At 36.5% G+C, this 12,592-nt stretch carries 14 protein-coding genes; 11 read left to right on the top strand and 3 right to left on the bottom strand.

The window, feature by feature from the left end:
- Positions 1-13: 13 nt before the first annotated feature.
- The 4 genes from ACMAYS_RS11210 (at position 14) to ACMAYS_RS11195 (ending at position 3,139) form a co-directional block, all read left to right on the top strand.
- On the top strand, positions 14-334 hold the full coding sequence (locus ACMAYS_RS11210) for a hypothetical protein (RefSeq protein WP_393091539.1): 321 nt from the start codon (positions 14-16) through the stop codon (positions 332-334).
- A gap of 3 nt (positions 335-337) precedes the next feature.
- Positions 338-874 carry a metalloregulator ArsR/SmtB family transcription factor gene (locus ACMAYS_RS11205; protein WP_103218350.1) on the top strand — a complete coding sequence of 179 codons (537 nt, stop codon included), beginning with the start codon at positions 338-340 and terminating at the stop codon, positions 872-874.
- Between the two features lie 164 nt (positions 875-1,038).
- Positions 1,039-2,658 carry a C1 family peptidase gene (locus ACMAYS_RS11200; protein ID WP_412463309.1) on the top strand — a complete coding sequence of 540 codons (1,620 nt, stop codon included), beginning with the start codon at positions 1,039-1,041 and terminating at the stop codon, positions 2,656-2,658.
- A 154-nt stretch (positions 2,659-2,812) separates the two neighbouring features.
- The gene (locus ACMAYS_RS11195) at positions 2,813-3,139 is read left to right on the top strand and encodes a hypothetical protein (protein ID WP_412463308.1); all 327 of its coding nucleotides are present in this window, start codon (positions 2,813-2,815) and stop codon (positions 3,137-3,139) included.
- Here ACMAYS_RS11195 and ACMAYS_RS11190 read toward each other — a convergent pair whose 3' ends face one another.
- Positions 3,140-3,943, bottom strand: a complete 804-nt coding sequence (locus ACMAYS_RS11190; RefSeq protein WP_412463307.1) for a TIGR02147 family protein — start codon at positions 3,941-3,943, stop codon at positions 3,140-3,142.
- 163 nt (positions 3,944-4,106) lie between these two features.
- Between ACMAYS_RS11190 and ACMAYS_RS11185 the strand changes: the two genes are divergently transcribed.
- The gene (locus tag ACMAYS_RS11185; RefSeq protein WP_412463306.1) at positions 4,107-5,414 is read left to right on the top strand and encodes a hypothetical protein; all 1,308 of its coding nucleotides are present in this window, start codon (positions 4,107-4,109) and stop codon (positions 5,412-5,414) included.
- 93 nt (positions 5,415-5,507) lie between these two features.
- On the top strand, positions 5,508-5,903 hold the full coding sequence (locus ACMAYS_RS11180; RefSeq protein WP_158246897.1) for a DUF3347 domain-containing protein: 396 nt from the start codon (positions 5,508-5,510) through the stop codon (positions 5,901-5,903).
- Positions 5,904-5,923: 20 nt separating this feature from the next.
- Here ACMAYS_RS11180 and ACMAYS_RS11175 read toward each other — a convergent pair whose 3' ends face one another.
- Positions 5,924-6,358, bottom strand: a complete 435-nt coding sequence (locus tag ACMAYS_RS11175; protein WP_412463305.1) for a hypothetical protein — start codon at positions 6,356-6,358, stop codon at positions 5,924-5,926.
- A gap of 132 nt (positions 6,359-6,490) precedes the next feature.
- Positions 6,491-8,326, bottom strand: coding sequence for a hypothetical protein (locus ACMAYS_RS11170; protein WP_412463304.1), 1,836 nt, complete (start codon positions 8,324-8,326; stop codon positions 6,491-6,493).
- 76 nt (positions 8,327-8,402) lie between these two features.
- On the opposite strand from ACMAYS_RS11170, the gene ACMAYS_RS11165 reads away from it, so the two are divergent.
- The 5 genes from ACMAYS_RS11165 to ACMAYS_RS11145 all read left to right on the top strand — a co-directional run bounded on the left by ACMAYS_RS11165 (position 8,403) and on the right by ACMAYS_RS11145 (position 12,585).
- On the top strand, positions 8,403-8,894 hold the full coding sequence (locus ACMAYS_RS11165; RefSeq protein WP_412463303.1) for a hypothetical protein: 492 nt from the start codon (positions 8,403-8,405) through the stop codon (positions 8,892-8,894).
- 31 nt (positions 8,895-8,925) lie between these two features.
- Positions 8,926-9,771, top strand: a complete 846-nt coding sequence (locus ACMAYS_RS11160) for an NIF family HAD-type phosphatase (RefSeq protein WP_412463302.1) — start codon at positions 8,926-8,928, stop codon at positions 9,769-9,771.
- 175 nt (positions 9,772-9,946) lie between these two features.
- Entirely contained in the window at positions 9,947-10,828 is an 882-nt protein-coding gene (locus ACMAYS_RS11155) for a M14 family metallocarboxypeptidase (RefSeq protein ID WP_392992963.1), read from the top strand.
- A gap of 138 nt (positions 10,829-10,966) precedes the next feature.
- Positions 10,967-11,359, top strand: a complete 393-nt coding sequence (locus ACMAYS_RS11150; RefSeq protein ID WP_103218339.1) for a MarR family winged helix-turn-helix transcriptional regulator — start codon at positions 10,967-10,969, stop codon at positions 11,357-11,359.
- The gene (locus tag ACMAYS_RS11145) at positions 11,356-12,585 is read left to right on the top strand and encodes a TolC family protein (RefSeq protein ID WP_103218338.1); all 1,230 of its coding nucleotides are present in this window, start codon (positions 11,356-11,358) and stop codon (positions 12,583-12,585) included. Before ACMAYS_RS11150 ends, ACMAYS_RS11145 begins: the two co-directional genes overlap by 4 nt.
- The last annotated feature ends 7 nt before the right edge of the window (positions 12,586-12,592 follow it).

Here is a 12,592-nt window from a genome sequence, read left to right as displayed (position 1 = left end):
TTAGGAGGTAAAAATGAATTTTTTGGATGAATTGAAAGAACTTTCAAAGCAGGCATCGAACCTTTCAAGAGGAAAAATCGATATCAACGTTGAAAGAAAGATTAGAGAGAATGTTTTTGAAATTATGGAAGAGCTTTACGGAAATGCTACGACTGCTAATTTCATCAAGACGACAAAACTTATGTACCGTGATTGGTCACAGAGCTATAGCGAAGACATCAGATTTGGACGTGATGAAGATGCAGATAAGGCGATGGTTAAGCTTAGTACATTTGAGTGGATCGTATCTCTTCCATCTGTGCAAGAAATGCGCACATCCCTTGGCGAAGGTTAAGAGATGAGTCTTGCGAACGTATTTAAAGTTTTAGGTGATGAGGCGAGATTAAGTATTATCAGAAGCCTGGCAGAGAAAGATCTCTATGCAGAAGTTCTTGCAGAAAGACTTTCTCTGTCTCCTGGAACGATTACGCATCACTTGAAAAAGCTTGAAGCTGTAGGACTTATTAAGTCGCGTAAGGAGCAGTACTACAAAGTCTTTTCACTACAAAAGAAGATGCTTGATAAGAATATCCTAAGTTCAATTTTAGAGGTTTCAATTTCAAACGAAGATGAAAATGAAGTTCAATATGAACAGAAGATCATCAAGTCATTTTTTAAAAATGGTGTGCTTAAGTCGATCCCTGTACAACGTAAAAAACGACTCGTTATTTTAAAGCATCTCTTACAAGAATTTAAAAAGGGCCGTGATTACACAGAAGCTGAAGTTAACGAAAGGATTGAAAAGTATAACGAAGACTTTTGTACCATTAGACGTGAGTTTATTGCAGAGAAGCTAATGGAGAGAAAGGCCGGCATCTACCGCGTAAAAGCTTAATGCTGGCCAATTTTTGTACATTTACAATTTATTCAACACTTTACTTCGTTCTCAACCCATAACTAGCTGATTATCCACACCTCAAAAGCCCACTTCTTTGCAAAAACTGGCTTCTGTCTTGCTGTATCTAATTACTGATACAACTCTTTTAAAAGTTTGGAATTATGAAGTACTCATTATTTTTATTCACAATTTTGGCCTTGCAGTTATCTGTTTGCAATTTCGCAATAGCGAGTGAGTCTGTAATTCCGGCATCACTGGATTTAAGTAGCATTCAGTCTTCAGTTAAAAATCAAGGAAATCGAGGGGCGTGTACATTCTTTAGTGCTTCCTCTTTATTAGAAAGTGAAATAATTAAACAGCAAAATATTGAGATAAATATCTCTGAACAATTTTTGATTTATGCTACCAAGAACTATGCTCGTTATGGAGAATTAGAAGAGGGCTCGAGTGTCATTAGGAATCTTTATGCAGCAAAAAAGTATGGGATCACTTTTGAGCAGGATCTACCTTATCAACAAAGCTGGTTCTCCCCAGGCATGCCATGCTCAGAAGACGCCTCTGTTAGATCATCTGGTTATGAATGCTACCACCATAATAGCGTTGCCGATAAAAATAGAATTATCTCATTAGGTAATAATTTAGAAATCACTGATATAGACGATTATGAAAATCAAAGATCTGATCTAATTATTTCATACCTCGCTAAAAATAAACGGCCAGTATCTGTTAATATCGTAATTAATGATGACATCATGCTTAGTTCGAAAAATGGAGAGATCAAATATAATACAAGACTAAGAGATGAATGCAATATTTCTAATCAGTGTTTTGCTCACTCCATCGTCATTACAGGTTATAACCTAAAAGATAAAACTTTTAAGTTCAAAAATAGCTATGGAAAAAGCTGGGGAAGTAATGGGTATGGAACAATTACCTTTGAGTATATTAATAAACTCTATGGGGCCCCTGAAATTATGGCCGTCGAGCTAAAGAAAAAATTGAAGCTTATTAAGCCGAAAGTTCCAGCAACTATATCTCCTAAAGTATCAGTGAAGTCAGATATTGATTTTGATGGTAGTGACATAAATATAAAAATCAATGGAAGGGTAGAGTACTTACCAAAAACACAGTTTAAAATTCAGTTTGCAATTGTAAGAATTGATGAAGCCGGTGAGCCAAAAATCATCACACTTGATGAAAGGTTTGCTACGTTGTTTCACTATGCAACAACAGATGATTCTGGAAATCTAGATTTAGATGAAATTAAAGAAGTAAGTTTTAAAAACGTAAGACATAAACTCAAAAAGCTAAAAGAAGAGCTCTACCTATTCACTCTTGTTAATAAAGTAAGTGATAAAGAAGATGAAAATATTGACTATACCTTTAGTAAACTCACTTTTCCTGCTTATGTAGAAACATTCAAAGACTGTTCTGAAGCATCAAAAATGGGCCCTAATCCTGACAAGCAAAAATGTTTTGATAAATTTAAGGGTAGCTACACGCTTCAAGAGTGTCTATCTCATGCAACGCTTTTTGATATTATCTATATGGATAAGGTTGCTAGTTGTTTTAAAGAGCTTAAGGGTCAATCTAACTTCTCTCAATGTAGCAGTCTCATTAGATCGATTCCTAAGAGCATGGACAAGTACACTCAACTTGAAAATTGCAAAGACATTTATGAGGGCGAATACACCGTATACGAGTGTAAGAGTGCTGCAAGATTAATGTCTGATGGCTACTATAGGGATCAACAGCTAACGAAATGTGAGCTAGGGTTTTAAAAATGATCTATCATAAGTCACTGTAATTATATTGTTTTAAAAGGTTTTTCATAGCTGAGCTTAAGAAAGGCTGATTTTTTTAATTAATTTAATTTATCAGTGCGTCATCTGTTGGTCTATAACTCCTTCAACAAAACAAAAAAGGAGAAAACAAATGAAAAAGACAATGATGATTTTACTTAGTAGCTTAATTCTTTCACTAAACACTTTTGCTTCTACAGAGGTTGAAAACTCAAGACTTGTTAAAATCGTTACTCAACTTGAGACGTTTATTGGTGAAGATAGTGAGCTTATGGCCGATTCTCAGATTAAGCTAATCTTTGAAGAGAGTTTAAATAATTTAGATGATTCGAAAGTTATTCTTTCAAATATCCTCGAACTTGATGAGAGATTTGAAGTAACAATGGATGATGAATTCGCCAATAAGTTAGCGATCTTTTCAGCACTACTTCATGAAGTGATGCTAGCGGCTAGACCTTAACTAAACTTTAAAGAGATCCATCGTGTAACAGAAGACATCCTCTTGGGTTGTCTTCTTTACTACCTCACGTATCTCTTCAATGGCCTTTACCATGATGCCATTAACCTTCGGCAAATCTTCCTTAGAAAGAGTGATAACAGAGGAATAGTGAAGCTCATCTTCAGTTTCTCGGTCCATACTTTCCATCGCACGCAGACGCCAATTTGAGTGATGTCTTGCAATCATTGGAGAGTTCTTTCCAAGGTGAAAACTTTTTGATGTAAGCTTTATTTTATCACCGTCATTAGTAATAAGCCCCGCATCCAAAAGGAAGTCGATAACCTTTGCCACAGTCTCTGTGGAAATTGAAAAAGTTGCAGCGATCACTTCTCTGTCATATTGCTTTGTGATTGAGAGGTATGCGTGGATCGCAAGATAATGCCAGCTTGAGTAGTATTCGTATTGCTGCTCTTTTGTTAGCTCTTTCTTATCAGTTAGGCGTTTACTGAGATCTTTTGAGTCTTTGACAAGCTCATCTATCTTGAGCTTGTAATAGTCACTTAATCTCTTATTTCCAGCGCGCTGATAATTAACTAGCGTTAAATAGAACTCCGTCTGCTTATTCGATAGAGACAGAAAATCTGCTGTGAGCAGTGCCTGCTCAAGACTAAAGTGAGCATCTTTGTTTAGGACTTGTGAGATATATGCCGTTTGGCAGGCCAGCTTTTCAGCAAGTCTTGACCTTGTTCCGCGCACCCGTTTTCCAAGCTCTTCAAGAGCATCAATAGTGAAATCTTTGTAATTTTGATAACTGAAAATATCCATAAGTTCTCGTTATTATTGGCTTGTGTTCTCTTCTTCGTAGTATTAGTTAATACTTTAGCATATTTTTAGTTAGCTTCGGCATCGTTGTGTATTTATTAAATACAGGGCCTATAAATTAAACACTTTGCCCTTTGCTAAATTGCTTTTGGTCTATATTGAAAGCATGAAGACTCAAAAACTTATTTCACTAATTGGACTATGCTTATGCTTGAATCACCAGGCCTTTGGTGTGGAAAGTTTGGATATTAAGCATAAAGTTCAAGTGGATTTATCAAAGTATAAGACACTTCTTGATATTAAGAAGTTTAATCTTCATAAGGAAAAGCCTCAGCAACTAGATTTAAATTCTTTTTTAAAAAAGAGTGTGCAGGACAATTCAGATGAGGGTGGCTTTGAGAGTTCTGGTGGAGGAACGATTGTTAAAACAGGAGTCGGTGCACCTATCTTATTAGACATTGCTGTTTATGATCAAAACTTTGTTGATGAATTTAATTATTCTCAAGGTTCATCAGTTGTCTTAAAAAAACATGCCAGTGTTCTTGGTTATGAGAAATTCACTTTTGACCGTATTAAAGAAATGGAAATATATCCACTTTTAGAAGAGAGAATCGAGAAGTGGCAAGAGGGTAGTCCTTTGATTACTCATGGGATTAAGTCCGCCCTAAAGGGAGCTGATTGGAGATTTACTCCACATCGAGTTAGAAGCTTTTATGAGGGAGAGATTTTTCAAGGTGCAGTTTTTTATTCTGGAGATAAAGGCGCCTGGATTTCTACTCCTGTTTGGAATAGTGTCGGTGACTTTTCAAAAATAGGGCTTCTTATTCATGAAGCTTTAAGACATATGAGTATTAGCTATGGTGATAAGTTAAGTGAAGAAGTAATCCATGATATCACTTACCGAATTACCCTTACTGAACCTATCGAAGGTGAAACCCTAGACTCTAGGGCCTATTATCATGAAGACTCAATTACGGCGCTACATTATAAGAGTAAGGATAAGCTTGCTCAAAGCAAAGAAAGACTAAGAAATCTTATTTTAGATGAGAGATTAACTAACGATCCTGAGCTCCTTTCTCTTATTCAAAATAGCATCGATAATATTGATAACTCTAGTGTTCTAATCGAGAGCGTAACGGCTCTTGATAAACTTTATGAAGTAACATTTGAAGATAAGAAGGCAAATCTCTTACTTGATCTCTCTAGTGGCATTCACGAAGTCATTACTAGTCAACTTCGTGTAAAAGCTTCAAGGCCTGCCTTAGAGTTAACGGATGCTATTCGATCAATGAACTCAATTATCAGTCTAGAAACAATAAGTGAGAGCTTAATAATTGATTATATTGAAAGTGGTAAGATTCCTTATGAGTTCTATCAAGTGAAGGAGCGCCTTCAATTTTTAAATGAAATTCAGAAACTAAAACGGCGACATAAAAAGCTACTTGAGAGAGGTGCCTTAATTGAAGCTTACTAGTTCTAGAGATAATAAGTATTAATTTGATTTTATAGTTTTTACGATATACCCTAGGGGGGTATGTGTAATATCATGCTACCCATAGGAGAAATTATGAAATTATTTATAGCTTTTATATTATCTTTTAACGTTTTTTGCCATGAGCTAGAATATCAAAATTACCTAAGTCTTCAGAAGTCATTAGTTGAGGGAAATCTCGACCAGGGCCTAAAGTCTTGGAAAACGATGTGTAAGAAAGAACTTGGCCACTATGCTAAAGATTATAAATACGGTGACTGTGATAAGAATATAAAAAGTGTCAGTGCTTTAAGAGATTCATTTAAACTTCTTTCTGAAATTTATATCAAGAATGGTAAGTCACTTGAAAATAGCGACCTGAAGATCGTGAAATGCCCAATGGCAAAGGCCCGTTGGATTCAAAAAGGATCTTCTGTTAAGAATCCATATTACGGAAAGAAGATGCTTACTTGTGGTGAAGTAGAATCATAAGAAGTAAGCATCTAAATTTTTTATAAGTGTATACAACGGTAAGTATCAAAAGTTTGAGACTCGATATCATAAAGATAAAGTGCCTCAGAATATCTCTTTGTGTAGGCAACGTAGAGTCCACCTGATTGTGGATTTCCACAATAGTAGCGCTTGTCGTGTTCGAGTCGATAAACAGCAGTAGATGCTGAGCTAAATTGTTCAACATCTTTTTGTGCCTCAAGATAGGCGCTTTGAACTTCATCGTAGAATGGAAGATCTGGCGTGAACTCGACACATTTGTATTCTTTTAGATTTCTCAAATCAGTATTGTCGATATAGTAGTAAAGTTTAGAACTTTCTTTGTAATAGATCTTAATGTGAGACTCGTGTTTCCCGCAGTAAAGGGCACCGTCATTAGAGTGGTGAAAGGCCATCGCAGAAAGTTGTAGTAATACAGCTAGACTGATTAATTTCATAAAATCTCCTTAATATTTCTACTTTATACACCAAATTCAATATATTGAGTCAGAGATTGTACTTTTAACAAGGTTTGAAAAGGAAGAATCCAGGAACCTCGTTAGAAGTTCCCGGAATTATTAGATCTTATCTTAGTTCTTTTCGATTGAAGATGTCTTAGCGTAGTTAATCGCTGTTGTAAGCAGAAGCCCAACAAAGAATAAGACGCTTAGGCTTGTTTGGTAATTAAAGCCTTCAACTCCAGCGATCTCCATTCCACCAATGGCAAGAATTCCAAAAAGAAGTGCAAATAAAGCGTCTCCTGTGATAAGTCCTGCGGCAGTTAAGATTCCTCGGTGAGTGATCTTTGTCACAGACTTTGTTCCAGAAAGTCTTGCAAGCGATCCCAGAAGAATTCCTGTACCGATATATGAAGGAAGATAGATTCCAACTGCAAAAGCAAGTGAGCTTAGAATAATACCTTTACGCTTTCCGATGATTTCAATGATCACAGCTAATAGTCCAAGGCCTGCTCCGGCAAGTACTGGCATCATTGGAATATCACTTTGAATAAATAGTGATTTTAGAACTGTTGCAAAGAAAGCCGCCTGTGGTGCAGGAAGGGCCTCGCTTCCAAGTGTTCCTGTTTCATGAGCAACGTAAACCGCTAGAGGTACAGAGATTGCACCACCAAGAAGACCAACAAGTTGTCCGATGAAAGAGCTTGAAACCTTAAGGCCATTAAATTGCATTGTCTTATAATCTTGAGATGAGTCGTTAGATGCACAGATGGCAACACAAGCTGCAACAATAATTGGAACTAGAAAGTAAACACCTTGGATACCTTCAAGACCAATTGCAAGTCCAACCAAACTTAGAACTAGCATTCCCATAAAAACAGTTCCACTAACAGGTGAAGCAGATGATCCAACTTGAAGTGATAAAAGTGCACCTAGGCCACTTAGGAAAAAGATGAGTAGTAGGGCAACAATTCCAAGTGCAACAAGACCTACGAGTGTCGCTCCAGAATACAGCATCATCGCAATTAGTAAGAATGCACCAAACCCAATCGATGCTAGAAGTTGCTTTCTTACGCTTGCTGGAATTTCTAATTGTTCAGCATCAAAGTCTGCTTCTTTATTAGCTAGAGCATTGCGAGTTTTTCTACCTTCTATAATATAAGCAATTAATGAGTAAACAACTGCAACAACCATAGCTGCTCCACCAACCCAACGAAAAGTTGTTCCTGGCATATTTTGAGCGGCCGACATTCCTTTAACAACTGCATTTAAAAGTCCTCCAAAGAAGATTAGGATTGCAGTAGGAACAGTTAGAAGTGCTCCAATACCAAAGTATAGTGGGTTAATTGGAAGTGGAAGTTTTGTTTCAACGCCACTTAGTGTGAACTTTAGGTCATATATACTTGCCTTTAAAACTTTAATTTGACTTAGGAAGGCCATGACAAATCCAAATGCTAGCCCTGGAATAAGTGAAAATTTTAAAGGTGGTCGTGCCTGAGGATTTTCTGCTGCTGTCTGAATTAGACGGTCACAGGCAACGGCCTCTGGCGCTGGAAGTTTTGGATCAGTTAAGAATCTCTGTGTTGCAAGACCAACAAATCCCCAACCTAGGAAACATCCTGCAGCTGAAGCTAAAATGAGAGATAAAATATCGACTGGTGGAACAGCTACTCCAAGTTCTGCTGCTAAGATTTGAACGATTGGAGCAACAAATGCGACACCTGCTGTTACGGCAACTCCTGCTGAGCCTGTTACTTGGGCCATGGCAAGAAAGCCTTTCATATCGTCTTTAAAGAAGGTACCCATTGCGACCCAGCCAAACAAAACGACGAGGGGACTGATCCCCGGTGTAATTCCAGCCTTTAGTGCTGAAAAGACAAATGCTGATCCGAGAACAAAGGAGATGACGAAGCCGAAGACAATTCCAGCTCTTTTCGATTTTAACGATGGTTCGTTAGCATTACTCATAAACTTTCTCCAGTTATTATTTAGTTATAATTATAGAATTACTTTACTGCTTAGATTTAGCAAGTATTATGTATATATGACGAAAATTGATAAAGAAAAGCTAACAGAAGAAATGAATTCTAAGAATCGTGAATGGCTAATTGAGTCTGATGGTGTTTCAGCGCTCTTCATTCATAATCTCGAAAACTTCGCTTATCGCTACCTTGAAACATCGACTGATAAAGGAATTAAGTGTGTTGTTGATGGTGAGCTCTATCAAGTCAAATCAACTGAGCCATCAATCATTGAGGCCCTTAAGTGGGATAATCCAGAGCTTAAGAAATCCCTTATCGATTTATGTAAGAAGTATCCAGGAAAAGCCTCTAAAGAGCTTAGAGTTAATCTAAGTTTAGAGACGAAAATGCTAGGGGAGCATAAGAATGAATGCTCTGCTCATATCACCTGCTTGCTGCCAAATGGAGAGAGTTTAATTCTCTTTGAAAAGACAACGTCTATGAGTTTTGATGATCCGATTGAGCTTAGAAATAAGCATGCGGCCCTTCTAGAAGAGGTTTCAGTAATTTTTTAAGTATTTGACTAAAATGGTCGATAAGATATCAGTGAGATATCTTATTTTCATCCTAATATTCATTTCATGCTCTAAAGTTCTTAGGGGCCCAGCTCAGCTAAAGCAGAAGCATATTGTCTTTGATCTGGACCACACGCTCGTGGCAGAAATAGAAGAGGGTGAAACATTTAATCCGAAAAGAACTATTACCATCCAAGGCATTCACTATAGGATTATTCCATACGCCCGGGAACTCATCACTGAGTTATCAAAACGAGAAGATGTTTCAATTTCTTTTTTTAGTGGTGGGAGCGAGGATCGAAATCTTGAATTGTTAAAATCGCTCAAACTTTCAGACGGAAGTGATAAAAGTTTTCATGATATTTCTTATCGCATTCTTTCAAAGCGCCACCTTTACGATAATAGAAAAAATGTCCCCGAAGATTCTCGCTTTGTTCATAAGTGGAAGAAAGATATCTCCCTTGTTAGTGATGATCTTGATTCAATCATTCTCGTGGATGATCATAAAGACTTCTACTATCAAGGTCAAAAAAACAATACAGCATGGTTAGGAGAGTGGTTTAATAATTTTGAAAGCTATTCAGATGTGGAAGATTACAGGAAAAGAATTGGAGATGCTAAGGGCTTCAGACTTCCTCCATCATATAAAGACTGGTGGATGAATCGCAATAAACTGGCCCTTGTTGGAAGCGCCATTGAAGAGGCTTTGGATAACGATGAAGTCTTTGTGGAATCAATGAGAATTCATCTCAAGCATCTAGATGAGCAAAGAGCTGGAAGCCTTGAGAGTTTAAAAGATCGAGTTCATACCTTTGGAATACGTTTTGCGCCGGAGTCTTGTTCCTCGGCGCTTGGAAGTTTTCTTCAAATCCGATAGAAATGATATGTATGCAAGGAATTGGTTATATGAAAATAAGCGAAGTTGCCCAGACAACAAATCCTCGATACGTGTAATCAAAGACAATTGGTAAAATTCTAATTGAGATTCAAGATATTGAAGAAGTAAAAAAATAGTGCCAAAATCTTTTTGTGAAGTTTAGTATGAGGCACTTATGTGGAATGACGAACAAAAGAATATTTGGTTTGAAGAACAAGAGATAAAAAGATCGTATCGAGAAGAAGTCGTAACAAAGATTAAGAATCTAGAAAATCTTTTTGATATCTCTCAGTATGGAGCACTTCCGTACGATGAGAATAGGTATCCGCTGTTCTTAATAAAAAGCAAGAATTTCTTACCTGAGAATAAAACGATTCTAATTACTGGTGGTGTTCATGGTTATGAAACTAGTGGTGTTCATGGAGCTCTCGCTTTTTTAGAAACACAAGCTTTAAACTACACAAACGATTTTAATATTATTGTTGCTCCATGTATTAGTCCTTGGGGTTATGAAACAATTAATCGTTGGAATCCAATGACCGTCGATCCTAATCGTTCATTCTTCAATGATGGTCCTGCGCCCGAATGCAACCTTTTCATGAAGGCCATTTCTGAATTAAATCTTGAGATTTTTGCTCATTTCGATCTTCATGAGACAACGGATACTGATAATACTGTCTTTAGGCCGGCCCTCGAAAAAAGAGATGGAATACCTCAAGATATTTGGGATATTCCAGATGGTTTCTATCTGGTGGGAGATAGTGAGAATCCAACACCTGAATTTCAAAAAGCAATTATTGAATCTGTTCGTAAAGTTACACATATCGCACCAGCTGATATAAATGGGAATATTATTGGAGAGAAGCTAGAACAAGAGGGTGTGATTAATTATCCTTTAAAGAAGCTTCATCTTTGTGCATCTTTTTCTGATGCAAAATTTTGTACGACAACAGAGGTGTATCCAGATAGCCCAAGGGTTAGTGCTGAAAATTGTGTGGATGCACAAGTGGCCGCAATTATTGGTGGCATGGATTTTTTAGTTAACTCGATTAAATAAGCTGAAATTTTTCTAATGAATTATATTTGAAATCTTAAGATATCTTTGTAGAATACTTAACAAAGTTAAATATTAACAAGGTTACGTATTATTAAAGATTCATTATCTCGTAAATTTATCGAAGTCATCCCATCATCCATGGGCATTATTAGATCGTATATTAAAAGTGCTAGTGAGTCAGAGCTTAGCTTTCCAAAATATCGAATCCTTGCAAGAGTTGATAATGGCACATGTTCAGTAAGTGACCTAGCTGAAGTCATGTGTGTATCTTGTGCGGCCATTTCAAAATTAGTAGATACTTTGGTCAACGATAAATATATATCTCGTGAGACTTGTAAAACAGATCGAAGAATCACGAATCTAAAAATTACATCAAAAGGCAAAAAGAAATTTGAAAAAGTCAGAAGTGCTGCTAGCTGTCGCTTTTTAGAAAACCTAGATGATATTGATTCATCTGAGGTTAAAAAAGTAACAGATGCACTACTGGTAATTGAAAATTTTGTTAAAAATATACAGGAGACTAATTCTTGAAGTTTTATAAAATTGGATTATTGTTTTTTACACTTGTTCCTTGCTTAAGCAGCGCTTCAGTTGAGGATCTTTATTTAAAATCTTTAAAAAAGTCAAAACAAGTTGAAGTATTCGATCTTACAGAGAAGAAAACTATTTCAGACCTTGAAACTGTAGAGTCAACACTCTATCCGTCAGTTGATATTGTAAATACTAATACTTATAGTGAAGAGTATCGCAATGTTACAACTCGTAATAATGAAGTTGATTCAGAAGTTTTCCTTTCTTTAAATCAGAAACTATTTCAAGGTGGAGCTGAGTTTGCTCTATATGACTATAATAAAATTGTTCCAAAGCAAGCTAAAGCTCTAACAGATAGAAGTCTTGCAGAGTACTACTCTCAATTCACGTCGCTATTCTTTCAAATGTCTTCCGCTATTGAAGAAAAAGAAAGAGTCGATGCATTATTAGAGAACCTAAGAAAGAGGGTTAGTATTGTTAGAGGTAGAACAAAAATTGGACGAGATCGCAAGGCCGATCTATTTGCTCTAGAGTCCCAACTACATCGCCTCGAAGCAGGACTTGTACAAAGTAAGGCACAGGTAAAGACTTCGATGACTGATCTTATGAATTTTTCTGGACTCGATAATATTGCTGAAGTGAAAGATAGTGTTGATCCATTAAAGTTAACGCTTTCATTAAATGTCGATCTTGAGAACACACCTGAACTTAAAAGTTTGAAGTATGATTATGAAGCTTCTATTGCAGAAGCAAAGATCGAAAAGGCTGCATATTATCCCCAGGTTGATCTTAGGGCCAATTACAATATTGATAAGAACGAGATTGGAGAGCGTGATTGGGGTGTAAGTCTCAATGTCTCTTTAAACTTATTAGACTTTGGTGAAAGAAAGTCTCGAGTTGTAAGTAAGAGAATCGCTTCACAAATCAACAAGGCCCAAATTGATTTCAGTAGACGTAATACGAAAAATCGTTGGAATGCATTTGTTCAAAATTTTGAATATAAGAAAAATGAATTAAAAACACTTAGAAAAGCATTGTTTCGAAGTCGTGCTTCGTATCAAGAGCAGTTGAAAGATCTAAATAAAGGCCTTGTTACACAGATTGAAGTTATTAGGTCACTAGATGATGTTATTGATCTTGAGAAGTTAGCGATTAGATCGTCTCTTGAAGTTAAGTCTTTATATTATCAAGCGAATGCTTACTTAGGTAATATCCCTAAAAATTAAGAAGGTT

Source organism: Halobacteriovorax sp. RT-2-6 (assembly GCF_047085025.1).
Taxonomy (GTDB): domain Bacteria; phylum Bdellovibrionota; class Bacteriovoracia; order Bacteriovoracales; family Bacteriovoracaceae; genus Halobacteriovorax_A.
The sequence above is the reverse complement of the archived record's forward strand: the minus strand, read 5'-3'. Positions and strand labels throughout refer to the sequence as shown.

Excerpts from the sequence above, each read along its gene's own strand:
- ACMAYS_RS11210 (WP_393091539.1), top strand. The coding sequence starts at position 14 with ATGAATTTTTTGGATGAATTGAAAGAACTTTCAAAGCAGGCATCGAAC.
- ACMAYS_RS11205 (WP_103218350.1), top strand. The coding sequence starts at position 338 with ATGAGTCTTGCGAACGTATTTAAAGTTTTAGGTGATGAGGCGAGATTA.
- ACMAYS_RS11200 (WP_412463309.1), top strand. The coding sequence starts at position 1,039 with ATGAAGTACTCATTATTTTTATTCACAATTTTGGCCTTGCAGTTATCT.
- ACMAYS_RS11195 (WP_412463308.1), top strand. The coding sequence starts at position 2,813 with ATGAAAAAGACAATGATGATTTTACTTAGTAGCTTAATTCTTTCACTA.
- ACMAYS_RS11190 (WP_412463307.1), bottom strand. The coding sequence starts at position 3,943 with ATGGATATTTTCAGTTATCAAAATTACAAAGATTTCACTATTGATGCT.
- ACMAYS_RS11185 (WP_412463306.1), top strand. The coding sequence starts at position 4,107 with ATGAAGACTCAAAAACTTATTTCACTAATTGGACTATGCTTATGCTTG.
- ACMAYS_RS11180 (WP_158246897.1), top strand. The coding sequence starts at position 5,508 with ATGAAATTATTTATAGCTTTTATATTATCTTTTAACGTTTTTTGCCAT.
- ACMAYS_RS11175 (WP_412463305.1), bottom strand. The coding sequence starts at position 6,358 with ATGAAATTAATCAGTCTAGCTGTATTACTACAACTTTCTGCGATGGCC.
- ACMAYS_RS11170 (WP_412463304.1), bottom strand. The coding sequence starts at position 8,326 with ATGAGTAATGCTAACGAACCATCGTTAAAATCGAAAAGAGCTGGAATT.
- ACMAYS_RS11165 (WP_412463303.1), top strand. The coding sequence starts at position 8,403 with ATGACGAAAATTGATAAAGAAAAGCTAACAGAAGAAATGAATTCTAAG.
- ACMAYS_RS11155 (WP_392992963.1), top strand. The coding sequence starts at position 9,947 with ATGTGGAATGACGAACAAAAGAATATTTGGTTTGAAGAACAAGAGATA.
- ACMAYS_RS11150 (WP_103218339.1), top strand. The coding sequence starts at position 10,967 with ATGGGCATTATTAGATCGTATATTAAAAGTGCTAGTGAGTCAGAGCTT.